The organism is Bradyrhizobium sp. INPA03-11B, from assembly GCF_040446015.1.
Taxonomy (GTDB): Bacteria; Pseudomonadota; Alphaproteobacteria; order Rhizobiales; family Xanthobacteraceae; genus Bradyrhizobium; species Bradyrhizobium macuxiense_A.
Map to the genome: position 1 here is coordinate 1 of NZ_JASGSR010000066.1, position 25,022 is coordinate 25,022.

The 25,022-nt window shown below is 56.7% G+C and carries 14 protein-coding genes; 9 read left to right on the forward strand and 5 right to left on the reverse strand.

What is annotated here, in order from left to right; genetic code table 11:
- Positions 1 to 834 precede the first annotated feature (834 nt).
- The 8 genes from QMZ05_RS25150 (at position 835) to QMZ05_RS25185 (ending at position 12,020) form a co-directional block, all read left to right on the forward strand.
- Positions 835 to 1,527, forward strand: coding sequence for a hypothetical protein (locus QMZ05_RS25150; RefSeq protein WP_353703189.1), 693 nt, complete (start codon positions 835 to 837; stop codon positions 1,525 to 1,527).
- A gap of 522 nt (positions 1,528 to 2,049) precedes the next feature.
- Positions 2,050 to 2,526: an Lrp/AsnC family transcriptional regulator gene (locus QMZ05_RS25155; RefSeq protein ID WP_353703190.1), complete on the forward strand. Its 477-nt coding sequence runs from the start codon at positions 2,050 to 2,052 to the stop codon at positions 2,524 to 2,526.
- A gap of 472 nt (positions 2,527 to 2,998) precedes the next feature.
- Positions 2,999 to 4,651, forward strand: coding sequence for an MFS transporter (locus QMZ05_RS25160; RefSeq protein WP_353703191.1), 1,653 nt, complete (start codon positions 2,999 to 3,001; stop codon positions 4,649 to 4,651).
- Between the two features lie 1,123 nt (positions 4,652 to 5,774).
- The gene (locus QMZ05_RS25165; protein ID WP_353703192.1) at positions 5,775 to 6,806 is read left to right on the forward strand and encodes a hypothetical protein; all 1,032 of its coding nucleotides are present in this window, start codon (positions 5,775 to 5,777) and stop codon (positions 6,804 to 6,806) included.
- 10 nt (positions 6,807 to 6,816) lie between these two features.
- Positions 6,817 to 7,851, forward strand: coding sequence for a pyridoxal-phosphate dependent enzyme (locus QMZ05_RS25170; protein ID WP_353703193.1), 1,035 nt, complete (start codon positions 6,817 to 6,819; stop codon positions 7,849 to 7,851).
- On the forward strand, positions 7,785 to 9,074 hold the full coding sequence (locus QMZ05_RS25175) for an ATP-grasp domain-containing protein (RefSeq protein WP_353703194.1): 1,290 nt from the start codon (positions 7,785 to 7,787) through the stop codon (positions 9,072 to 9,074). The genes QMZ05_RS25170 and QMZ05_RS25175 overlap by 67 nt, the downstream gene beginning before the upstream one ends.
- Before the next feature lie 10 nt (positions 9,075 to 9,084).
- Positions 9,085 to 10,542, forward strand: coding sequence for a lyase family protein (locus QMZ05_RS25180; RefSeq protein WP_353703195.1), 1,458 nt, complete (start codon positions 9,085 to 9,087; stop codon positions 10,540 to 10,542).
- A 1,148-nt stretch (positions 10,543 to 11,690) separates the two neighbouring features.
- Complete coding sequence (locus QMZ05_RS25185; RefSeq protein WP_353703196.1) at positions 11,691 to 12,020, forward strand: hypothetical protein; 330 nt, start codon at positions 11,691 to 11,693, stop codon at positions 12,018 to 12,020.
- A gap of 1,707 nt (positions 12,021 to 13,727) precedes the next feature.
- On the opposite strand, the gene QMZ05_RS25190 is transcribed toward QMZ05_RS25185, so the two are convergent.
- From QMZ05_RS25190 to QMZ05_RS25200, 3 genes are all read right to left on the reverse strand, one after another.
- Positions 13,728 to 14,888, reverse strand: coding sequence for a Xaa-Pro peptidase family protein (locus QMZ05_RS25190; protein ID WP_353703197.1), 1,161 nt, complete (start codon positions 14,886 to 14,888; stop codon positions 13,728 to 13,730).
- Between the two features lie 1,641 nt (positions 14,889 to 16,529).
- Positions 16,530 to 17,270, reverse strand: a complete 741-nt coding sequence (locus QMZ05_RS25195) for a class II aldolase/adducin family protein (RefSeq protein ID WP_353703198.1) — start codon at positions 17,268 to 17,270, stop codon at positions 16,530 to 16,532.
- Positions 17,271 to 19,152: 1,882 nt separating this feature from the next.
- A complete protein-coding gene (locus QMZ05_RS25200) occupies positions 19,153 to 20,613 on the reverse strand; it encodes an MDR family MFS transporter (protein ID WP_353703199.1) in 1,461 nt (486 codons plus the stop codon).
- 863 nt (positions 20,614 to 21,476) lie between these two features.
- On the opposite strand from QMZ05_RS25200, the gene QMZ05_RS25205 reads away from it, so the two are divergent.
- A complete protein-coding gene (locus QMZ05_RS25205; protein WP_353703200.1) occupies positions 21,477 to 21,764 on the forward strand; it encodes a hypothetical protein in 288 nt (95 codons plus the stop codon).
- Positions 21,765 to 21,934: 170 nt separating this feature from the next.
- Here the strand turns inward: QMZ05_RS25205 and QMZ05_RS25210 are convergent, their stop codons facing one another.
- Together QMZ05_RS25210 and QMZ05_RS25215 are read right to left on the reverse strand one after the other, a co-directional pair.
- Positions 21,935 to 22,795, reverse strand: a complete 861-nt coding sequence (locus tag QMZ05_RS25210) for a MaoC/PaaZ C-terminal domain-containing protein (RefSeq protein ID WP_353703201.1) — start codon at positions 22,793 to 22,795, stop codon at positions 21,935 to 21,937.
- 446 nt (positions 22,796 to 23,241) lie between these two features.
- Complete coding sequence (locus tag QMZ05_RS25215) at positions 23,242 to 24,477, reverse strand: acyl-CoA dehydrogenase family protein (RefSeq protein WP_353703202.1); 1,236 nt, start codon at positions 24,475 to 24,477, stop codon at positions 23,242 to 23,244.
- Positions 24,478 to 25,022 lie beyond the last annotated feature (545 nt).

Sequence of the window (25,022 nt, forward strand, 5' to 3'; positions counted from 1 at the left end):
TGAGCCGGAATCCGAGATTGCTGGACATGTCTCGTGGGCTCGGAGATGTGTATAAGAGACAGGTCCAAGTCCTCAATCGCGAGAAGCGTTCGGAAGTCTACTAGAACCGCGCCACTTTCGCCAATTGTTTGAACTCGTCTACGAATAAGAGCGGGGCACCGCGCATCCCTCGCACCGTCCCTGCGCGCGGCCATCATTTTGTGATCGAGAAAACACCTGCACTTAACTACCAAGGTAATCGACTAGCAACGTGCTGAATCCGAGAGTGAGAAGGCAACTGCCTCATTGCGCTTCGGCTCCAGCTTGCCCCACCCGCGATCGTAAGGTTCCGCCCTGAACGCAATTTGTCGCAAGCTCCCATTTCCGGCCTACCAGACGTTTGCCAAACCCAGCAATTCTCGTTTCTGCTGAGCGAAGCATCACTTCAGTCAACGCCCTCCAACCTAGACCTCGTCTTTCGTTTTAATTATCCATATTCAGGCCCAAGCAAGCATAAATTGTGCGTATACTGACGTCGCTCACATTAAGCCTGCGACTTCAAGGAATGGGCGGAGATCGCCACTAGCAGTCGCGTTGGGTGCGCCAGAAAGTACACAGCAAGGAGCCCGCCCGAGCTGTGATCGGCCGCCGTGAAACAGGAAAGAGCGAATGAGAAGGTTCAGTCGACTTCGGCGGCGACCGATGCTGCGACGCAAATCTTCAACGCGATCGATGAGGACAGTCGCCACAGCATCGTAGCCTGCAGAATTTCATCCAAACTCAGGGACGAATCAAAGGAATTCGGCCCCAAGGGCCAGTAATATCTATTTCCGCGTTCATACTGCCAGGACACCAATGGCACCTGATACAAAACAATCGCTTGGAATTCTAAATCTCGAACGGGGGCAGCCGGTCCCGCCCAGGCCTAGCGGTTTCTTGAATCCTGCGACCTACGATTTTCCGATCATCGTGGAGACGGTGGAGGGAGCTTGGGCTGATAGGGTCATCCGCGGAGATCCAACGCTCGAGCCAAACTACATCGCGGCTGCCCGGCGCCTGGTAGAACGAGGCGCAATTGCGATAAGTTCGAACTGCGGCTTCTCTATTCGGCATCAGGAGGCAGTCGCCGCTTCGGTGAATGTTCCTGTCGCAATGTCGAGTTTGCTCTTACTACCCTCTTTGCTACGCCAGTTGCCACCGTCCGCTAAAATCGCGGTTGTTACCGCTGACTCGACGTATTGCGGCGAAGATTTGCTTGGAGTCAACGATGCAGCCGAGCGAGCTAGGATCGTTATCGGTGGGATCGAAGGCGGCAAGTTCTGGGAGAATGAGATGAAGCGTCCCACACCGCTCACCGCCATCGTTGATATCGAGACCGATGTTGCCAGTTGTGTCGCCCGCCTTCGCGCTAGGCATCCACAGATTGCAACAATCCTGTTCGAATGCACGGCGTTTCCAGTGGTAGCCTCGGCCATGCGCCGCATCACGGGGTTACCAATTTATGATATCACGACTCTCTGCCGGATGACATTCGCATCAGTCGCTTAATGACCCGCTTCAAGGAAAGGCATAGTGACTAACAGAAGTTGCAGCGCCCAGGCCCTCTGCTTAGCCTTACCTCACAGGGTTCGATGAGAAGAAAAGGCCGCGCAATGTCTGCCTGTGACCGCTTCAATGCCTGACGCTACTTTGCGGTTCGACAAGGTTGCCTGTAACCATCTCCCAAGCCTTCCACGAATCGCTCTTCGGAGCGTCTTCTTGAGGCGAGAAACGCCCCCCACCTCGAAGTTCCTCGAACGAGAGCATCGATGAGCACAAGCTCCTCGTCTGTTGACAATCATTCTCATCCGCTAACACGAAACGCTCAGATGCTGCTGAGTGTTTTGCTTAGCGCAAGCCAAGGGATGGGATGGGATGGGATGGCAAAACCTTTTAGCTTGTTGAAATTGCCTGAACATTCAGCATACTCCTATCCGGAACAGAATTGCGTCGCGCTTTACTGCCCAGCGGAGGATTTCCTGCATCGCAGCGACAACCGACGGCGAGATTGACCTTAAGTCCGGAGCTCACATGCAGTATGATAGAATAGACGCTCGCATCCTAGAGATTGTTCAAAAGAACAACCGCCTGACCTCCGAGGTAATTGGTGAGCAGACGGGACTTTCGGCTACAGCATGTCAACGGCGGCTGAAGAGGCTGCGCTCAGCCGGCATCATTGAAGCCGATGTTTCGATCGTTTCGCCGAAAGCGGTGGGAAGGCCCATCCAGATGCTGGTGCTCGTAACGTTGGAGCGCGAGCGGTCAGATATCGTGGACAGGTTCAAGAAAGCGATCAAATCCTCCGCCGACGTCGTAAATGGTTTCTTCGTCACTGGTGACGCTGACTTTGTCCTGTACATTACGGCGCGGACCATTGAAGATTACGAGCAGTTCACCCGCCAGTTCTTTTATGAGAACAAGGACATTAAGGGTTTCAAGACGATGGTCATATTGGACCGGGTGAAAGCTGGTTTTGCTGTTCCAGTTGAGCTCCCAACTGAGGAATGACGCCATCCCGCGCAGGCGCGCTTTTTCGTCGCTTAACCGAATTGAACGCAAGAAATCCGCACCGCCTTTCCTTATGATTTGTCAGCGTGAGGAAACTTCCGCCGGTTGATTTGAATCAGGCGATCGTGAAGAGTTTCAAAGCTACGCAAGCTGCAGCAATTTGGGAATGAATCGTAGCTAAGCGGGACATGTCACAACTGACAGCGACGAACTCCATCCCGAGTTGGGATATCATCGTGCCCAATCTCGTCAACATTATATCGAGAAAGTCCTTGGCGCTTCAGCATAGGCCGCTTCTCCACACACGGGCCAGCGAGTACTCAATCGTAGGATTATGTGAGAACGAGAGTGCACCTCATCAAGACTTCGCAAGCATATTACCTGAGTTGAGGGAATCTAAAAAGACGCACGCTCACAGACCGCTGCTCAATTGGCTCACAACCAATTCATCGCCGGAAGGGCAGGAGCTGGCATGACGGACTCCGGAGCGTCGCAGGCATCGAGGATCGACGACATCAGCGCGCCACTCCACTATGCCACATTTCGGCGAACCTGGTTTGCAAGCTTGTTATCCAATCTCGGCATTCTCATACAGTTCGTTGGTGCTGCTTGGGCTATGATGGAAATGACCGAGTCAGCTGGCAAGATCTCGCTTGTCCTGACCGCGTTGATGCTGCCGGTCATGCTAATCGCGATGCCGGCCGGCGCGATTGCCGATATGTACGATCGCCGCATCGTATCGCTTGTTTCACTTTCGATCGCGTTCTGCGGCGCGACCGTGCTGGCGACGCTCGATTGGATGAGACTCGTTACACCGAATTTGTTATTGTTACTTTGCTTTACTGTCGGCAGCGGCATGGCACTGATGAGCCCTGCATGGCAATCATCTGTCAGCGAACAGGTTTCGGTAGAGGCATTGCCCGCGGCCGTGGCCCTCAACGGCATAAGCTACAACATCGCGCGCAGCTTTGGGCCCGCCATTGGCGGCATCGTGGTTGCCCTTGCAGGCAGCGTAGCCGCTTTTCCGCTCAACGCCCTACTCTATCTGCCGCTCATGGTCGCGCTATTTCGCTGGAAACGCGTGGAGGAACCGTCCCGATTACCGGGCGAGCAGCTGAGCCGCGCGATTATTTCGGGTATCCGCTACATCTCCAACTCGCCGTCGATCAAGGTTGTGCTGAAGCGTGCCATGGTGGCAGGCATCATCGGCAGCTCTGTTTCGGCGCTAATGCCGCTAGTCGTTCGGGATCTACTGCACGGTGGTGCGCAGACCTATGGCGTTATGCTTGGAGCCTATGGTCTGGGCGCGATCATCGGGGCTCTCTGTCTCGCAGAGATGCGCAAGCGAATGAGCGGCGAAGCTGCTGTACGTGTTTGCACCCTGTTGATGAGCGGTGTGATCGCGGCGGTGGCGATGAGCCGAGCGCCAGCTCTGACGGCGATCGCATTGGTTCTGGCCGGCGCCGTGTGGACGATGACGATCACTTTGTTCAATATCGCCATTCAACTCTCCGCACCGCGCTGGGTCGCCGGTCGATCTCTCGCGACCTATCAGGCTGCGCTCTCCGGCGGGATTGCCATAGGCGGTTGGGGTTGGGGCCACCTCACCGACGCCGTCGGGGTCGATATCGCCATGCTCGTCTCGGCCGCGCTGGTGCTGCTCTCCTCGCTAATTGGGCTCTGGCTGCCTATCCCGCAAATCAGCGCACGTCGAGAGGACACAGACGCACCGAGCGTCCCCGAGATGCGACTCCCGCTTACTAATCGCAGTGGACCGCTCGTGGTGGAGATCGAATATCGCGTAGCGGCAGAGAATGCGCGCGCCTTTCACAGCTTGATGCAGGACATACAGCTTTCTCGACAGCGAAACGGAGGTTATGGCTGGTCGATCGCGCGCGACATCGCCGACCCTGAGCTGTGGACGGAGCGCTATCACTGCCCAACATGGCTTGATTATTTGCGCCAACGCAACCGCTGGACAAAATCAGAGCGGACGTTGGATCAGCGGGCGGCGGCCTTCCACATTGGCTCTAACCCCGTGCGTATCCGCCGCATGTTAGAACGCCCATTTGGATCGGTGCGCCGGACCGAAGATGTGCCCGACCCGGCCAGGACGACGTCCTAGTCATCTGGAATCGCTCGGCCAGTCACTAAGCTTGGTCGCCTTGTTCGAGACCGCAGCATACGGTCGAAACTCCCGCTGCATTCTCTTCGCAACGGGCAAGAGTTTGGCCACCAGCCGTGCCATCCTCAATTGCGGCAAGCCTTCATGCCGCATCGTAATCCGAGGCTGGCGTACCTCAAATTCCGAAAACGAAGACTGCTGACTTATCCGCGATCGGAAAAACCGGCTACAGCTCCACATAGCCTGTGACCGAGAAGAGGCTACCAGGCGCTGAACAACATTAAATCGACTCGCACCCCGCACCCTACACATCCTCGTACCGCTCTCGATAGCCGACATCTTCACTCTTATCAGAGCGCTGACTCGAGCAAGGTCGCTAGGATCCGTGAAATGACCGACGACGATTCTTCATTCACTAGCTCGAGCCACCCACACACTTGGGAGGTCAGGACCCAGTTCTCCAAGACTTTATCAGCTCGTCGACTGGAGCGCTGAACGAGAAAAATTAAGTGACCATGTGGCCGTGCCCCGGCACGGCGTTGGATGGCGTTGGCTCATAGCGGCACACCTATCGCCGCTGCGATCGGCTACATCGAGACGCCGCATGCGGCCACTGGAACCGAACGTCAGACAGAAACTATTGCATCGTGTCCTTGGGCGACATCTGATTTAAGATCAAGAGTGATCGCTCTGAATTGACTACCGATCGCACGTTGGGGCACTCAGTTGATAACGCACTCCCACTACTGGTAGGTGCGCGCATCTAAGCGCTTGGCTAGTGTTGCTAGCAGGTCCAATAGGTCAGCTACCAAGGCCGCTGCGGCAAGCGACTGCGTTCATTCGAAACCCAGAGCCAAATTCGTCATGACCGTCAAAATCATCAAAGTCGGCCGCTCTTCACTTCAGTCCGTCGATTATCAGCAAATCACTGCTTCGAGGCACACTGTGCGGATCACATTTGCAAACTTAAAAGCACTAGCGTTACCTGTAAATGAACGATGCAACGGTGCGGCCATCATTGGATACTGTCCTCCCAGCAGCGAAGATCGTTCCGGTCGGACTCCGCGTGGCCTGCGAATAAGTCAACCTGCGGCTTAGCCGTGCAGTCACAGCGGGTAGCGATATGATCGAGGTCCCACTGAAACTTCCGGGGTACGGCGCGCGGACCATCCATCGATGGCTCGCCAAGATATGCGGCGTAGGGACGTGCCATCCGCACTTCGGCGAACTGCTCCAGGGCGCCTTCGATGTCTCAGAAGGTGGGCACCGCCGGGTAGTGCGCGCGCTGATCTCAGTTCATATGCCGTACGCCGATGGATCAGTCGCTCGACTGATGTTGGAGCCCGGCCGCACGGGCAAGTTCGAGCCGATGGCCGGCCGCACGGGCATACACGTGAGACCGGTTCATTTCCGTAAATGTGAGATCGCCGCTCGACTCGCCCTCGATGCTTTTGGAATGAAGGGCGTCGCGGCTAGGCTCGAGGTGATGACGTTCGTACCAGAAGGCGCTGGCATGGGCTCGTCCACGACCGGCGTAGTGGCTTCGATCCGCGCGGCCGCCCATGCCGCTAGTATCTACCGGGGATCTCGTATCATTCCCGCACCTCATGTGCAAGCGAAGCTCGCGGTCGCTGCTGAGCGTTCGTGTGACTCGCTGATGTTCGACTGCTCGGGCAGCACCGTCCTGTTCGCTCAACGCATCGGCAAGATTGTCCGCACATTAAACGGTCCTCTCCCGCAAATGAGTATTCTGGGATTTGATACGAGTTCCGTAAGCGGCGGTTTCGACACCGATCGATTGCCGCGAGCTCGCTACTCGCGCGAACAGATCGCCGCATTCGGATGCGCATTGGCAGTTCTGGATCGGGCAATTGCTGAGCAGAGCGTCACTCTCGTCGGCCGCGTTGCGACATTCTCCGCGTTGACCAGCGAAACCGCCATGCAGCATCCGCTCAAGAAACCGAAGTTCGACGAACTGCTCTGCATCAGGGAGGGCACCGGCTCGGCCGGCATCGTCGTGGCCCATAGCGGTACAGTTGCAGGCCTTATCTTCGATCCGGCTCTGCCTGACCTTCGTACCCGATTGGCTGAGGCCAGCACCGCGATCGCTCGGCTCGGTTTCGGTCGCATTGGCAGCTTTTCGACGCCGTATTGAGTATCAGGTGGTGACGGACACGCTCTCCGATATCGTCGGCGCCCACGCGCCCCTCAAGGTCGTTCTACTAAAACAGAACTTGGCCGCGATTGATTTCAGAATCATGAAGGTATTCCCAGCTTTTAACATCATCGACATTGGTCTTCGCGACGGCGACATCAGCCCCAACACGACGGTCGTCGAAACATCGAGCGGAACAATGGCCCTCGGTCTCGCTATCGTTTGCATGCACTTCGGGCTCAAGTTGCATATTTTCGGCGATCGCGCCATCGAGCCTCCGCTCAAACGCACGATGGAGGAGTTGGGGGCCAAAGTGCATCTCGTTGAGGCGACAGCATCCGACGCCAATGTCCAGCTTCTCCGGAAAGCAGCGCTCCTCGACTTCATACATCGCAGCGGCGCCATCTGGTCAAGGCAGTACGACAACCTCGGCAATCGTCTTTCCTATGCACGTCCGGCCGAGGAAGCGATCAGGCAATTTGGCAAGATCGACGTGATGGTGGCAACGGTGGGCTCGGGAGGTTCATCCTGCGGCCTAGCCTACTACTGCCGCGCGTTCTTTCCTGAAATGAAACTTGTCGGGATTGATACCTTCGGCAGCGTATTGTTCGGCCAGCCGGCCGGCCGCCGCGAATTGCGAGGTCTCGGCAACAGTATTCTCCCAGGCAACTTGGCCCACGGGGCGTTCGATGAAATCCATTGGATCGGTGCCAACGAAGCATACCAAGCAACGCACCGACTTCATCGCGAGACTTCGCTGAGACGTGGGCCCACGAGCGGGGCAGCTTACCTTGTCGCCGAGTGGTATGCAGAGCGTTTTCCCCAAAGCAAAGTGCTCGCCGTGTTTCCTGATGACAGCAACCGTTACGAGGGCAACGTCTATGATCCAACGTGGATGCGCGAGCACGGCTATCGGGCCGAGCTCGCCGCGATCAAGCCAATTCTCGTCGATCATCCCCTTTGCGCCAAGAGAGGCTGGTGTCATTTGAATTGGAACCGTCGCTCGTTGGCCAATGTCATGCGGTGTTCAAATTTCGCGAACTGAATGTTACTTCAATGGCCATCTCCGCAGCGATCTTTATCGAATCCAATACCTCCGGCTCGGGCGCTGAGTTCATTCTGCGCGCGCAAGAATTGGGGCTTCGCCCGGTCTTTGTCACGGCCTCACCTGAGCGGTACGCCTTTTTGCAAGGTAGTCCAGACCTCGATCTACGTACATGCGACACCACTTCAGAGGCCGCTATTGCTGCCGTTGTCGATGATGTAGCTGCGACCATGTCGATCACGCTGTTAACGACCTCGAGCGATCTCTATCTTTACGCGGCGGCGCTGCAAGCTAGAAGACTTGGGCTCGCTGGTCCGGATCCCGACGCCATCGCACTTTGCCGCGACAAGGTTCGTCAGGCTGCTGCGCTACGTGCGGCGGATGCCCGCGTCCCGTTTAGCGTTAAGGTCGACGTCGACTGCGATATCCGCGACGCGATCACACAGGTCGGCTTACCTGCCGTCGCAAAGCCGATCAGCGGGACCGGAAGCGTCGGGGTTACCTTGGTAGAGACCGAAAACGACGCGATTCAAGCTTTGCGAAGCCTGCTCCGGACCAGGACCGACGTGAACGGCCGTCCTACGCAATCCGGTGCTCTGCTGATGCCCTACATCGCAGGCAACGAGTATTCCGTCGAGATTCTCGACGGTCAGATCATCGGGCTGACGCGGAAATATCTCGGAGCCCTGCCGTATTTCGTCGAGATCGGACATGATGTGCCGGCAATCATGTCGCCTCAATTGCGGGTACAGCTCGTGCATGCAGCCCTTCACGCCGTTGAGGTCCTGGGTCATGTGCGAGGACCGGCTCATGTCGAACTCCGGGCACACCAAGGTTGCGTTACGATTATCGAAGTTAATCCACGCCTCGCGGGGGGCTCGATCCCCAGCCTTTTCCGTCACGCGACCGGATTCGATCCGGTTCTAGCGGTCCTCCGCAGCCTGCTCGGAACGACCTTCGCTACTCCGATCGGAGGCGCTCATGGATCAATCCGATTCATCGTACCGGAGCGCGAAGGCCCCTTCCGCGTTCCTCGGAACCACGAGCGTCTCGTGGACCGCCTTGGGCTCGCCGAGCTTACTCTATATCACACCCTGCCGATAGAATTCAGGCGCAGGAACGATTTTCGCGACCGGATAGGTCATGTTATCGCGGTTGATGCCGATCCGGCGGCTGCTGCTCGGCGTGCCGAGGCTGCCGTAGCTTTCATCCGCAAGACATAAGGAGACAATATTGCAGGACACAGGCCGCATCAAATCGACTCTCCATCCTGAAGCGAGCGCCATCGTGTTCGACGCCGACCTTCGGCGCGCAGCGAGCGATGAATTACCCTTCTACGCCGAAATCGATCGAGCCCAAGCCATCATGCTTGAGCGAGTTGGATTGATCGACCGTGGTCTCGCCAAAAAGGTACTCGTCGAGCTCGATAGATTGCAGGCAGAGGGATTCCAGAGTATTGCGGCTTCCCCTGCCCCTCGCGGCTCCTACCTCGCCTATGAGAATCATCTCCGCACGGTGATCGGGAACGAAGCCAGCAATCTACATCTAGGTCGGAGCCGCAACGACATCAATGCGACACTTGTAAAGCTCAAGTTGAGAGGGCCATATCAGGAATTGGCCCGCGAACTCCTCGAGCTTCTACGTGTGCTGTGCGAGCTGGCTCGCGCCCACTTTGAGACCATCTTCCCGCTGCACACCCACCGTCAGCCTGCCTTGCCATCCACCTTCGCGCACCATCTGGCGGCGTTCGCCGGCGCGCTCACGCGCGATCTGGATGCACTACTGGCGGTGCATCCGCTCCTCAATCGTTCCTGTCTTGGTGCGGGCGCGGGGGGTGGCACAACCTTGCCAATTTTGCCGGACTTGACGGCAAGGCTGCTCGGCTTCGCAACGCCACCGGTCAACTCCATCGATAGCGTGGCATCTCGGGATCTGATTCTTCGTCTGCTGGCCGGTTCCGCGATTCTCGGATCCAATCTAAGCCGCATCGCTGAGACGTTATTGCTCTGGGTCGGCGACGCCGGGCTGGCCAGTCTTCCAGACGAACTGGTTGGCTCTAGCTCGGCGATGCCTCACAAGCGGAACCCGTTCCTTCTCGAGCAGGTCCAGGGAAAGGCGGGCGCGATAATCGGCTGTTTGGTCGCCGCAATCACGGGCATGCATAGCACGCCGTTCACGAACTGTGTGGCAGTCGGAACGGAAGCTACTCGCCATGTCTGGTCCGGACTTGACAATTCAATCGGATCAGTGCGCCTCATCCGACTGTGCTTTTCTGGGTTGACCGTCGCTGAAGAGGTTGCGTCTGATATGCTGGATAGGTCGTTCGTGAATGCAATGGAAGCGGCGACGCGGCTCGCGGTCGGCAGTGGCCTCGATTTTCGTGCTGCTCATAATGAGGTCGGGCAGCTGGTTACGATAGCTGTCGACTGTGGTGCACCACGTCTCTCGGCAATCATGCGAGAGGGTGGGATACTCAATCCTGAGGTCTCGCCGGCACCCGACGTGATTGTACGAGAGGCTCGCGGGGCGGGAGGGCCCGCTCCGGAGGCAGTTGCCGAGGCGCTCGACGAGTTCTCAAGGAGCATCGAGCGATCGTCCGCGCTCTTGCACGATCTCGGCGCGGGTTGGAACCATGCTCAAGAAAAGCTTCGCTCTGCAATCGCGAGTTTGACGAACCGATCGACAAACTAGAAAGGGTCCAGCGGTGAGATAACTTGCCTTCCCCTTTTGCAGATCAAGGACGTTCCGAACGCTCTCAAAGCGCAAATGCCACCGGACGAAAAATTGACGGGCATTCGTCCTGGCGATCTGCGCATCCAACGTGCACGACTAGTCTTGCGTCAACCGACAATGGACTGCTCCACGACTACGCGCGTCGCGTCCGATTTTAAGCGAGCACGTTTTGAACGAGCACCTCGTCGAGGTCGATGCAAAGTACCGAAGCCATCAATGCAATTTTCAAGATTCAGACGACCGAACACCCGGCGACCGGAAAATTCAGCCAGCCTGCCGTACGCGGATCTGTGCGAACCCTATGTGCTTCGAAATCACTATCTCCTAGCTAACGGCTATGATCATCAGGGCCGCCTTCCGAATAGCCGTCACGGGATTTTCAGAATTCGCGGGATATTCAAGATATCGACCACCATGCCGAGCTCAAGCCTCCGTACGAACGAACTTTCCAATGACCTTGGTGTCCCGATGCTGCGAAACGCTGCCAAGCCTATCAGGTTCGAGTGCGCAGACCACAGCTTGCAGGCCGACGGTAGCCTCTGCTCCAATAATGCTAGAGATCGATGGTCTCGTTCGGATTGGCCGCATGCCCGCTTCTACCCTCGCGGCAAGGTCGAACTCGTCTCGCGCAGCCATGATGTGGCAACCGTAAATGTCGAACTTGCTGAGTTCATTTCCATGGACCGGCCCTTGCGCATTTCAAACACTTGGACAATCCCACGTTCCTCTAGGAGGCTCTAATGGCATCGCAGCGTCCGCGCTCTCTCGGAATCCTGAATCTCGAACGAGGCTTCCCAGGCTCCCAGCCCCGGCCCGGCTCGTTACTGAATTCGACTACTTTCGAATTTCCAATCATTATAGAAACGGTCGCAGGAGCCTGGGCGGATGTGGTTATCCGCGGCGATCCGGGACTAGAGCCGGCATACATTGCAGCTGCTCGGCGCCTAGTCGAGCGAGGCGCCGTCGCAATGACCTCTAATTGCGGCTTCTCTATCCGGCATCAGGCAGCGGTAGCAGCGTCGGTCAATGTCCCTGTGGCGATGTCGAGCCTTCTCCTGCTACCGTCATTGCTCCGTCAGTTGCCGAGGCACGCCAAGATCGCTGTCGTGACGGCCGACTCGAAATACTTGGGCGACGACCTGCTCTCGCTCGATAATACAGCCGAGCGCTCGAGGATAGTTGTCGGCGGCATCGAGGGCGGGACGTTTTGGCAAAACGAGATGAAGCGCCCTCCCCCGATTACCGATATCGCCGATATTGAGACAGACGTCGTCACTTGCCTCATTGGACTACGCGCTGCGCAACCGGCAATCGCAGCGATCTTGTTCGAATGCACGGCGTTCCCGTTAGTAACGCCGGCGATCCGCCGGATCATGAGGTTACCCATCTACGACATAACGACCCTCTGCCGAATGACGTTCGCATCAGCGGCCTGAGGAATAGGTGTGTCGCGGAAGCATCGCCATGGCGGTGCGGAACACTCGGTGGTATTCTGCGTTGGCAGCGATACGTCGTATGGCTTGATCATTCCAAAACCCAGGCTCGATCGTGATCGAGATCCTCCGGCCCTGCTTCGCACGATCTGCATGAGAGGCTCAGCATCCGATAAACAGAGCTCTCAGCGGAAATATCTCGGCCTTGGCGAGGCTCAAGTGTGTCGCCCTGGTAGAGCACCTGGGTATCCCATCGATCACCGACGTGAACTTCAGCGAGTTCGCGTCCGCGAAATTGTGTAGCCACAGCCCCGCCAGCTGCCCGCAACAGGTCACACCTGGCCAACTCTTCCCGGCCTTGGCAAACCAACTTCGCGCTTGGCGCACGGCTTTTGAAAAAGGCAGATGAGATTGAGGGGCTTGACCTTCAACAGCACCTCGTACCCCAGCGCGTTCGTCGAGCGTCGTTGTGCTCCGCGATGTACAGCATGCGGATATGCTAATAGGCTTCGACACGATTCTGGCTTTCCGGCCTGGGTTGTTGGCCAACCTGGAAAACGGTTGAACGTCGCCAGCGAGAGCAGTTCACCAGTTCCTGCCTGAGCCAACGCCAGACACTTAGCATCGTCTCGACCAAGTTCACCTGATAGCCGCTAACACAGAGGCAGACTTCGTCGTCGAAATCATGCGCCGGTTGGCGCAGTCCAGCAGTCGGTCCATTACTCGGAACAATTCTAAGAATGTAGGCGGACTTCTCTGTCACCATCCGCAGCCTGATCCTGTCGTTCACCGCCCCAGTCCCAGGTTGCGCGCACTTTGATCGCTAGATCGGTCCACTCGGCGTTGTTAAGCGTGACGGGGACGAAGCGGCGGCATTTGAACTCGATATCCGTTCCCAATCCCTGCGCAATGCCTCGTGACGATGTCATGATCTTTCGTCGACGAAATCCCGCAGGGTGAGCGCTCGGGTCCCGACGGTGTTCGCCATTTCAAGGAAATCTGGAAAGAGATTGTACGCCGTTTCAGCGTCCCACTTCGTGACGGAGATCGTGTTGCGGCACACCAACATTTGCAGATCCGAGGATGATCTGTGCTGTGATTATAGCCGGAGCGCTTGGCTCGTCAGGATAGGCCGCAGGCGCCCCTGCTCCTTGCGACAATGTTAAACTGGTGCTCCGACGTAATCCTCCGGCCATCGCAAATCCCGAACTTACCGATCGCAATGCTGGCGCGTTCTGCATCCCGAAACTTAGGAGACGGCGAAATGGTCCACAATTCCATCCTCGACCTTTGGCTACCCTGTCCATCTTCTTCCGCGGTGGCCAATCAAGGCGATGGAGCCGCTGAAATTCCATGTACTTGGAAGATATTTCGCCGCCTCCCCAGCACCAAGGCCGTGTGCCCGTCATGATCGCATCGTGCACTTTTGCTTGCATTTTTGACTACCAGGCTTTGACGCCTCTAGGATTAGCATGGCGTCTTTGTCCCCCTGACCCGATCGTCGGCCCTTCTCCGCGCTCTCCTTCAATCAGTGCGACGATACCGGATTCGACTATCCTCGTTTCGATGCCATTGATGCCGAACGAAGCCAGTTTCTCGGCCACAACTCTCGCTGTGTTCCTGCACAAGCTCGGGAGTTTGATGGAAGTCGCAGCGCCAAGCTGTAGATCCCAAAATTCGCGACGCTGTGCACATTCAGTCCCTAACGGCTCAGGCACGGTAGAGCGTGTGCGGTGTATGGCTTAGTATTTCCACGCCATGCTCTGTTACGACGACGTGCTCGCTGCTTCCGAACAAGTAGCCGCTTTCGCTGAATAGAATGATCGGCATGTGTAAGGTCATGTCGACCTGAAGGAGGTCGTCCACACCTGGCTCCAAGCTCAGGCTACCGCGTTCCGACCAATGAATGCCGCTTTGGTATCCAGTCCGATGGCGAAAGACCTGCAGCCGCCCGGATCGCTCGATCACCCCGCGCGAGGCGGCGTCGACCGCAGCCGCGGTAAGCCCCGGTTTGATCGCCGCGACCGCGGCTTCGAGAGCCTCCACCGCAAGGTCATGGATAGATTCGGTCTCGGGATGCTGACCAAGTACGGCGCTCCGAACCAATCCTGCGATGTAACCGTGCTTTGCGGCGCCGATCTCCGCCATTGCCGGCTCGTTCTTTCTGATGGGATGGTCCATCGCGCCACCGTGAGGCAGCTTCGTTCGATCGCCGAAAACCAGAGTGTAGTTTGGGCGGACTTCACCGCCGGCTTTTCTGACCTCAGCTTCGATGGTCGCGCCCATCTCCACTTCAGTGATGCCGTCACGAAGCGCCTCCTGAAAGGTGCGTATCGCCAGGTCGGTCATGGCCATAGCATCCCGCATAACCTCGAGCTCAAGCTTGCTTTTTACGGCTGCAACCGACGCAACCACACGAGTCGCGTCGACAATCGTCAAATCAGGTAATTGAGCCTGAAGCGCATTCACATCGGCCGGCGCGAGGTTCCAGCAGCCGAGCTCAAGCCCGATTCTTCGACGTTGCAATCCATAGCTCTTGAGAACATTAGCGCACACATTCGCAAAATCGTGCTCCTGAGTATATGGAACGATCTCATCGATGCAGCTATTGGCGCAAACGGCCTGCACTTCGTACTCTCGGACAACATATGTCGGCACCCGGCCCGGCACGAGGATCAACGGGAATGGTGCGAAGTACACACCACGTCCATCGTACCCGGTGAGGTACCGGAGATGACCGAGGGCGGTTACCATGAGTGCGTCGAGTTCCGCGCGTGCCATAGCCTCAAATACCTTGCGCTGCCGGAGTTCGTACTCTGATTTCGGAAAGGGAATACCGGTTCGAGAGATCGTTGAGAATGCGGCAACCATATATCACCTCCCTTGATCATCGACGTCAGACCAACGCCACCCGCGTACCTTTTGTCGCTCGTCATGTGACGAAATGTCAGAATCCACGGGCAACTACCCGCGCCCAGAGATGGTGCCGCTTTGCGCTCATGGTCGGCCTTTTCAGGACCTCGCTGAAATCGCTGCGACTTCCAAAGATGCACATGATTTTCCATCTTACCGATCATCTTCTTCGTTTGGTATTAGTACCGGGATCGCGAGTTTCGCATGCATGGCCGGTACGACGTAGATTGCCTCAGGGCTGAAGATGTTCTGCAAACTAACATTAACGGTCACCATCGAACCCATCTGCAAGCGTGATCCCGCCATCCTTCCAACGCCTATGATCCGATACAACTCGCGTCTCATTTCGTTCGCGAACGATCTGTAGCAGCACAGTTGGCACTCTCAACTTCTTGCAGTTGGCCGGCCTGGTCGAGACATCTCTAAGAAACTCGGATCCTATCGAAAGCGTGATGCCCCATTTGGCGACGGCACTGCCACGTCCTCGAAACAGGAGACTTGTAACGGACTAGCTTCGGCTGTCATTGCCAGCCGGTATCCCATCGTGATGAGCTGCCTCTGGCTCGGAGGTTCGGTAAGTTAAGATACAACATTAATCGTCGATTGGGGACACGACCCACTCTGGTGAGAAACGTAGTGTTGACATTTGAGTATTCGACATTTGACGAGATCGGTTGCGGTAGCAGAGCGTTCGAGAGGCGGAGAGGTTGCAGCTTAGGCCGACTATGGATGTCGTCGGTCCGATCCGAGTCGGCCCGAGCAGATATTGCTGAGGCAAGTCACGCTGCGCCGGCCCTTGGCCAACAGCAAGCGGTATTTGCTCTCCGCGCAACGCGACCACCAATAGCGGAACCGATAGCAAGCAGCGCCACGGACATCGCCGCGTGCAGCGTGCGTTGTAGCACCACTCGGTTATGGGCCAAAATGCCTGCGCAGTTGATGGTGCGATGACCGCAGGAAGGCCATGGCGAACCCGATTCCAGCGAAATAAATCCTGCCCGCCAGCACCGCTGCGGCAAGCGCGTCAGCACCAAATTGTCCGATCAAGACGGATCGATAGTATCCGCAATTTTCTGAATGCGTTCAGCACTTTCGGCAACGCGAGTTTGGCGGTTTCCCGGAGCCCGCAAGCAAGTTGAAAGCTGGCCGCTCATCTCCACCGTCTGTGCTGCAAAGCTAACACTGGTCTTGTCCCGGCCCACGTCATCCATGGAAATCATGCCGCGCGTTTTCCGTTAGCGGACAAACGAGCTTTGGTCGATCAACACCGGCAAAAGCTAGCAAGGCGAAGACGGATGGAGATTGTGGTTAACGGTCGTCAGGTTGACGTTGGCAGCATAACATGACACCTCCTAAAACGATCATAGTGGCTGCCGGTCCTCAGCTGATGTATGCAGGGATCAATGGCTGATCGGCGCCTAGGTTCGTATATGAACAAGCCGAAGACGCCATGCTTCTGATCAGCGATGAAGGCGCGGCGCGTTTGTGGCTCCGATAATCCTTCGACATGAGCTCACTCGATTGAGAGCCGGCAAGCCCCGCGGTGTCCTCGATGACGTCGCGGAACGTGTGCCCATTACTCGCTTGGGTGCCCGCCGATCAGGTCGCGTAATCTGGGCTGATACGATCGAGGCGGCGCTTGAGCGCCGCCCAGGGGCGCGGACTCCTATTATATTGATTTTGCTTAAACTGCGCGGCCGTGTGAGCGACGATATCGTCCGATGGTAGAGCGATCTCCTGCCCGCCTTGCGTAGCCGTAATCTGAATGCGGCACGATTGTTCCAGCAGATACATGTTGAGGAATGATTCAGAGACCGTGCGCCCGACCGTAAGCAAACCGTGGTGCTTCAGGATCATCGCGTCTTTGTCGCTAAGATCACTCACCAGCCGCTCGCGCTCCTCGAGATTGAGCGCCAAGCCTTCATAGTCGTGATAGGCAATGCTGCCATAGAAAGCCATCGACATCTGATTAAGTGGTAGCAGCCCCTGCTCCTGAGCGGCCACCGCCATGCCGGCCAGAGTATGCGTGTGCATGACGCACTGGACATCGTCACGGTTCATGTGCACGGCGGAATGGATCGTGAAGCCTGCGCTACTAATCTTAGATTCTTCCTCTGGCTGGATTGTATGGCCATCAGGGTCGACCACGACAAGGCTGGATGCCGTAATTTCGTCGAACATCATGCCATACGGATTGAGGAGGAAACGGCGCTCCTTGCCAGGCAGCCGTGCCGACAGGTGAGTAAAGATCAGATGGTCCATACCGAAATGGGCGATCAAACGGTAGGCGGCGGCCAGATCGCAGCGGATCTCCCATTCCTGGGAAGCGTCGTTACACATATTTCCTCCTCCAATTATCCACCGCAAGTCGTACGCTGCCAGAGAACATGCAGCGAGGCACTCTCCGGCTCTCGCAAACCGCCACCTCTCTTCTTTCGTCACATGCTTACTCAATAGTAGTCTCGCCTCAGCTCGACTGCGCTACAGAGGAATTTGCACTTAACCGCCCGAAGCCACAAGCTACGAATGTTGGGAGGTGCCCACTTCGAAGGGCAACGAAGCCGGAGAAGCTTGGCCGCAACTACACGTGAGGGTCCGTCACCGCTCGGAAGCAGCGGGCCTTGCAGATTTCTGCTCTCATCACAATATTCGCTCCCTCTTCCTGCCTGAACTCATTTCGTGGATCGGATCGGTCGCCTCCACATCCGCGGTGATTCCGATTGCGTCGTATTGCTTCACGATGTGCCTTCGCGTCTTCAGATTAAGATCTTGGCAAAATTGGTTCTCCATCGCATTAATGTTGACCGCAGGTTAGTGGGGCAATCTCGATTTTTTTTCGAGGCAACACGGCTGTCCATTCTGCAATAGGTCGGACACTCTCTTTCCACCAAACGTCCTCGAGATTAATAGATCGTCCTTCGAAAGTGGGCAGAGTTACGTCGCTTTCAGTTCCATCTCGGTCGCCTGACATAGCCAAATCGCGACTAGAGGAGTACGATTGTAGAAGCCATCGATATAGGCAACGATAACCTGTGTGGCAGCTGCCGATATTGGATCGCACCTCGGGTGGGCGAGCTCAGTCTTGAGCTTGTGCAAGACGCTCGCAATCCGAGCATTGTCATAACAGTGGCCCTTGCGATCATTGACGTCATTGGTCCCGCGGATTGCGTCAGCTTGCGGTAGTCCGCGAAGGCATACTAAACGCCGCGATCAGAATGGCTGATCAGGCTGGCACCTGGTTGCAGAGCCGAGATCGCCATCCGCTTGCCGCCAAAGACAGATCCGCAAGCACCCAGCCGACAATCTTCGGCTGTACAGGTCCATCATGGCAGTTAGATAGAACCACCGACGATGACGTGTACCTCGATGAATTCCGTCGCCCGTGAGATCTGAACGGAAAACGGTCCGGAGACCGAATCGAGCGAGGTCCGTGCGAGATACGAGACTGCAGCTCAAGAACGCGATGCTCCCTGACCGCGCGGCTTTCTGAACGCGCGATCCTGGTTCGGCTGCTAAACGGCCTAGGTGACATCAGCAAGGCGAATCTGTATCGGAGCAGTGGCGATGAAGTTGCGGTCGAGCAAGATTCGGGGGGATCAGCAGGTATTGACAGCTGCCGGTGATCCGCACCCGGCGTGGACGCTCCATGATGGCCAGCATAATTGGAGAGACTGCTGCCTTAGTTGTCTACGCGGCGGTCGGAATCACCTCTCAACGTGAGGTGACGTCCACGATTCCAATCTCGGCACGAATACGATCAAGGCTTTCAGCGGGAACAGCGGCGCTTCGGCACATCCCGCGGCGGCACAGACGGCCCAATCTCGACCGGAACTAACGTGCGGTACACTCGTCTCACTGTGCTTGCAAAGCTCTTTGCGCCACCTGAACAGCTGGCTCACAATGAAGGCCCGCCTTGCGAGCTACCTCTGAAACAGTGGCTCCACGCTCGACCGATGTTGAACCTTCTCGTCATGCAACCACCGACGCCGCCGCTCAACCAACGTGATCACCTCTGCCCGCAAAATCGTCATAGCGCTTCTCCTAGGATCACCCCTAGGACCTGCAGCTCTCGCCTCCGTCAAACAAGGCGGCCCTCAACGGATGGGATACCGCTGTTCGCACGATGTAATGTGTCTTGCGCGCTGCTTTTCACCTACCTTGGAGCAGACCGATCTACGGGCGATTCCCGTTTTTGGACGATGACAGCAGTTCACACTTGCGCTCAATCCTCCCGAGTCGAGCCCGGCGCGTGCCCGCGCAACGGCTTCTCCTCCATGCGCATCAAGAACAGTATAGACAACACTTGCGATGAGGCCGCTGCGTAGAACACCCAACGAAAGCCATCAACTATCTGCGCGCGCACATCACCGCCAAGGGTGGAGGGTCCCGAGCCGATATGAGAGGCAATGCCGGTCGCGCGGACGATAGTGCTCAGGCACGCGAGACCAACGACCAGCCCGAGTGATCGTAAGAAGATAAACATTGCTGTAGCGATGCCGAGGTGGCGGCGTTCGGAAGCGTTCTGCACCGATATCAAGGCTATCGGATACAACGATCCGGAACCGAAGCCCGCCACTGTGACCAACGTTTCGATTACCGCGAAAGACGCCTTGCCAGTGAATAGCGCGAGCAGCACCAGCGCTAAGGCGGTGATGCAGGCGCCCAGCAGGGCAACCCGCTTATAGTGAGTTGACTTATTTATATATCGGCACGAGATATTGGCCCCCAGCGACATGCCGCTTATCAACCCAACCAACGCCAATCCGGACGCGGCTGCACCGAACTCTTCAATTAGCTGCAGATAGACCGGAAAATACACCGATAGCCCAATAAAGGATGCCATTGAAAAGAAGACAGCAGAACCGGCGTAAGCAATGACAGGATTGCCAAGCACGCTTATTGGCAAGAACGGCTCTTCCCGTTGTAGTTGATACCAGACAAACGTACCAAATAGCAGCAGCGACGCAGAGACGAGCCCGCAGATCGTCAGTGAGATCCAAGGATAAGCCGTGCCGCCCCACGTGAGCGCCAAGAGCAGCATCATGGTTGCGACAATCACCATGATCGCGCCTAGAACATCGAGGTTGTAGTTGCGACGAACGTCGGGTACGTTGGTCAGTGCTCGCGACGAGACGGCGTAACAGGCTGCTCCGACTGGCAGATTTATCCAGAAGATCATCGTCCAGTGAACGTGTTCGGCGAGGACGCCACCAATGACGGGTCCCGCAACGCCGGACACAGCCCAGAGCGTAGAGATGTATACATAATAGCGCCCTCTCTCCTTCGGGGGCGCCATATCAGCAATGATCGTTTGCACCACCGCAACAAGACCTCCATCACCGATACCCTGGATAGCGCGTCCACCGATAAACACAGCCATGGTTGGCGCCAGCGCGCAGATCGCCGAACCGACGGTGAAGATGGCAATACATGAATGAAGGACCAATCGTCGTCCTCTGAGATCCGCAATCTTACCAAAAAGCGGTGAGACCGCCGTCGACGTTAGCAAATACGCAGAGATGATCCAACTAAGCCACAGCCTATCGCCGAGCGCCGCTCCAATGGCCGGCATGGCAGGGGAGACACTGGTCTGATCGAGCGCCGATAAGACGAGAGCAATCGATACACTGATGACGATGCGGGTGCGCTCGGTCTTGGCAGGTAAGACGGTCTGATTGGACATGATAAGGTTCTGTTTTAGAGAGAGAGAGAGAGAGAGTGCCTACAGTCACTTCGGAATGTGGGCAATCGGACTCTAAGCGAGCACTCCGCTCTTCCGTGTACTGTATGATCGCCGCTTATCGCGGGCCGGCTCCACAGTCGCGGAGGTTAGCTCCTCCGCATTTCGGATTCGACCGCTGTGTTCGCCGGCGCACAACGGTCGGCGGCTTATTTTGTGAGGCGCTCGGCGGATGGAAATAGAGATGCAGCCATTCGCGTTGGGCACGACACACGACTGACGCCATCTCAATCCCCCACTTATACATCTGTTTTCTGCCCATCCATGTCCGGTTGAAGACTCTAATGTCGGAACTCCAACTGGCGACGTCGCACTCTGCCGACTCGGCAGAAGCCGGATGGCTTGCCTTTTTCCTTTAAGCAAGACCCGCACCAGTTTTCGCGCACGGCGCGCTATTTGGCGACTGGCCAGCGAAGCCGCGGATTAGATACACTGAGGCCGTTTGTGATGCGGCTGCCTTGATTATCTTCGCGCATCAGCATGGATGCGCTGCATCCCTTCGAATAGGAGATCTATGGGACCTGCTTCGCGGGTTCACCAGTGAGAACTATCCGCTAGTTGATTCCAATGGACTTCCGGTTCAGTTCACGTGAGACATACGACGGTCGGCTTACCGCAATATTCCTGTCTCGACTGGGATCAATGCCGCCAGGCGACGATGGCCACATGGCTCGTCTAGCTCTCACCCAGGAACAGACAGGATGCGATCATCACTGGACTTCACCACCAAGCGTGTCATTGAGACCAGTGTTTTGGCAACTTCCGTCTTGTGAGAGACAAATCATATTGACCGCGACACCGTATGTTTGTCCCTCTTCGGCACAGGTGGTGTTGCCGATAGCCAGACCGCATCATCGGCACTGCTGCCCCACACGCGCGCCTGCGAAGCCGAAGTTGCCGAGGCGATCGCAACCGATCTCTATGCCGGACGGTTATCCGATCTTGCCTCGCTGCGCGATGCCTTCCGATCTGAGGGGACCTCGATCCCGAGTGTCGCCGTCAAGCTGGCGCGACTCGATGTCTACGACGAATTGGCCTCCGTCGGTATCGTGTCGGCCAACTCGAACCAGGGAGAAGCGGCATCACTAGCATAGCGACCTTCATCGATGTCGCGCCCGTCGAATTAGCGCTCAACGAGCTGCGAATGCATCAAGGCAATCTGACCGAAGCTCGTTGAGCGAGCGTGATGCTCGCGTATGGCAGTTCATGGTAGAATCGAACAATATGCCTCGCGCTTCTGTTGGCGCGGAGCAGGGCGAAAGGCTCAGCGCAATACCGTGTGCCCATGCTTGGCGACGGTAACTTGGCGCTCTCGAACCTCAGCTTCGAACGAAATCGAATCACCATCCTTCCATAGATTGACTGTGACGACCTCACCCGGGAACACCGGAGCAGAAAACCGGACTCGATGCCGATGGAATGCAGAAGGGTCGTAGTCAGCATACGTCTGTAACACCGCCCTGCAAGTCACTCCATAGGTGCACATGCCATGGAGAATGGGCCTAGGAAATCCGGCCCGACGCGCGAATTCCGGATCGCTATGCAAGGGATTTCGATCTCCTGACAGACGATAGATCAGCGCTTGGTCGGGCCGTGTCGCAATATCTATTGATCTGTCCGGCGCCCGGTTGGGTCCTAGGTGCGGACCGGGCATTCCCTTCGGTGGTCCGCCAAAGCCGCCGTCGCCTCTCGCAAAGGTCGAAGAAACGATAGTGACGATCTTGTGGCCATCGCCATCCCTGACAACTACTTCGTCCTGAATGATCGCGCCTTTCTCCTTGCCCTTGTCATACACGCCGAGCACCCGCGCATCCGCGGTAACGCTGGCGGCAATAGACATCGGCTCGTGAAATGTGATGTCGCGCTCGCCATCAACGAGCATGACGCGATTGAGATCCATCGCTCCGGGTCGCGCCCCGGAGACGCAGACTGAAGCAAAGGTCGGCACCACCTTCAGCCGCTTAGGTCCTGCAAACGCCTCGTTGACAAACTGCAGCTCCTTTTCGTTCAGAGGATCAGAGCCCATGCCGATGCCAAGCGCATAAAGCATCACTTCACGATCGCTCCACGAATAGCGAGCGGCTGCCGTTCTGAGGTTGAGTATTGCGGGATAGTCGATTGGCATCGAGCCCCTTCCTTGCTGCCGCGCTTATTGGCCGTAGGCCGCCGTCAACAGTGACAGCGGAGGCCCTTGTTTTGTCGACACGACGACAAACTTCACTGCGCGCCGTTCCTGTTCGCATAGGTGATAGATGCTCCCTGAGCGGGACAATAAGCCTCAAAACCGCTCCGGTCGGAGGCCTCTGCCTGATTGCAGATACAAATGCCCGTTCGCTCCTCTCCACCCGATCCGTGTTGCTTTAGCAGAATGTACGCGATGCGCGCGGGAGGTCTGTACCTTCTTGCATTCAAATGCAGCCCTTTATCTAAAATCTGTCCTACCAACCAACCGTCAAGCGTACCTCGGTTTCCTAGTTGATGCTCGAAACTTCCGTTTTCCGGAGCCCTATTGGCCCAGCCCTAGTCGATGCCAAACCCACCGCGCAAGCCACGCTACGCGATCTCCCCTTTTTAGTTTTCAGGAGTGTCTGCATGCTTCCGAAGTTCAAGCCTGGCAATGGCGCGGCAGTGAATTTCATCGGGTCCGTCCGCAAGACGCATGGTACGGATCAACGCATAATCGCGCGCAAGTCCTGCGTCATCGCAGACGCCAGCTCCGCCAAAGGCCTGTATCGCCTCGTCGATGACCTTGAGCGCCATGCGAGGTGCCGCCACCTTGATCATAGCGATCTCCAGCTGAGCACCCTTATTGCCGAGCTTGTCCATCATGTCGGCAGCCTTCAGGCACAATAGCCTGTTCATTTCGATGTCAATGCGAGCCTCCGCGAGGCGCTGCTCCCAGACCGAGTGCTCGACGATCTTCTTGCCGAAAGCGACGCGCGAATTAAGCCGCTTGGCCATCTTTTCCAGCGCTTCTTCGGCCTTGCCGATGGTGCGCATGCAGTGATGGATGCGTCCCGGGCCGAGCCGACCTTGCGCGATCTCAAAGCCCCGACCCTCGCCTAGCAATAGATTGCCCACGGGAACGCGAACGTTCTCAAGTAGGAGTTGACCATGCCCGTGCGGCGCATCGTCATAGCCGAACACAGGAAGCATCCTTTCAATCTTAATACCCGGCGTATCGAGCGGAACTAGGATCTGCGATTGCTGCTGATGGCGGGGCGCGTTACGATCGGTCTTTCCCATCACGATAGCAAGCTTACAGCGGGGATCGCCGACACCGGACGACCACCATTTGCGGCCGTTGATCACGTAATGATCGCCATCGCGTTCGATCAGGGTTTCGATGTTAGTGGCATCCGATGAGGCCACGGCCGGCTCCGTCATCAGAAAGGCGGAGCGCATCTTTCCGTTCATCAAGGGCTTAAGCCATTGTCGCTTTTGGTCCTTGGTGCCGTAGCGGATCAACACTTCCATATTGCCCGTATCGGGCGCGGAGCAATTGAATGCTTCGGAAACCCAGACGATGCGTCCCATCTCTTCCGCAACCGGTGCATATTCCAAATTACTCAATCCTGCCCCGCGAAATTCATCGTCATCACACGAGGAGGGAGGCAGAAACATGTTCCATAGACCATCGGCACGCGCCTTCTTCTTTAGTTCTTCGATAAGGGGGATCACCTTCCAGCGGTCGCCCTCGGCGTTCTGCTGCTGGTAGAGGGACAAAGCCGGATGGACATGCTCAATCATGAACGATTGCACGCGGTACCGCCACTCTTTCTGTTTTGGGGACATTGTGAAGTTCATTTGACGCTCCTTTTTTCTATACATGCACCGCACTGTTCTCCCGCCAGACCGCGTTGCAATAGGCCGTTGGCGCGCTCTTCATGGCGGAGGGCGATGTCTGCGATCGGACAGGCAACGTCCATCTGCGAACGAGCTTTTCGCACAAAGGCTCGATGTACAACTCCCAAGGTTGGGGGGCCACCCGGGCGATCAGCCCCAGTCTGCGGAAACGATTCATGCCAATGTCGCGTGGGCGATATTCGGCGGCGCAACCGTATGGCACTAACCAATGTCATCTCTCCGCCATGAATTATAAATCTCGCTCCAAGACGACTTAATTGCGGAATTATTCTCACAGGCAGCGTGCAAAGGCGGCGCCTGCCTGAATGTACTCGCCAGATCAAAAAAAGACGGGATGCTGTCGAAACATGCTATCTAACTGTCCGGAAATGCTCATCGATGCGAGCTAGAGGATGTTGTTTTTTCTGATTCAAGCTCCATGCTGGGCAACGGGCGCCAGCATGGATGACGCGCCTCTATTCGGAAGACATTCACAAACGCGCTCT

Bases quoted from the DNA above. Each gene is read 5' to 3' on its own strand.
- QMZ05_RS25150 (WP_353703189.1), top strand. From the start codon at position 835: ATGGCACCTGATACAAAACAATCGCTTGGAATTCTAAATCTCGAACGG.
- QMZ05_RS25155 (WP_353703190.1), top strand. From the start codon at position 2,050: ATGCAGTATGATAGAATAGACGCTCGCATCCTAGAGATTGTTCAAAAG.
- QMZ05_RS25160 (WP_353703191.1), top strand. From the start codon at position 2,999: ATGACGGACTCCGGAGCGTCGCAGGCATCGAGGATCGACGACATCAGC.
- QMZ05_RS25165 (WP_353703192.1), top strand. From the start codon at position 5,775: ATGATCGAGGTCCCACTGAAACTTCCGGGGTACGGCGCGCGGACCATC.
- QMZ05_RS25190 (WP_353703197.1), bottom strand. From the start codon at position 14,888: ATGGTTGCCGCATTCTCAACGATCTCTCGAACCGGTATTCCCTTTCCG.
- QMZ05_RS25195 (WP_353703198.1), bottom strand. From the start codon at position 17,270: ATGTGTAACGACGCTTCCCAGGAATGGGAGATCCGCTGCGATCTGGCC.
- QMZ05_RS25200 (WP_353703199.1), bottom strand. From the start codon at position 20,613: ATGTCCAATCAGACCGTCTTACCTGCCAAGACCGAGCGCACCCGCATC.
- QMZ05_RS25210 (WP_353703201.1), bottom strand. From the start codon at position 22,795: ATGCCAATCGACTATCCCGCAATACTCAACCTCAGAACGGCAGCCGCT.
- QMZ05_RS25215 (WP_353703202.1), bottom strand. From the start codon at position 24,477: ATGAACTTCACAATGTCCCCAAAACAGAAAGAGTGGCGGTACCGCGTG.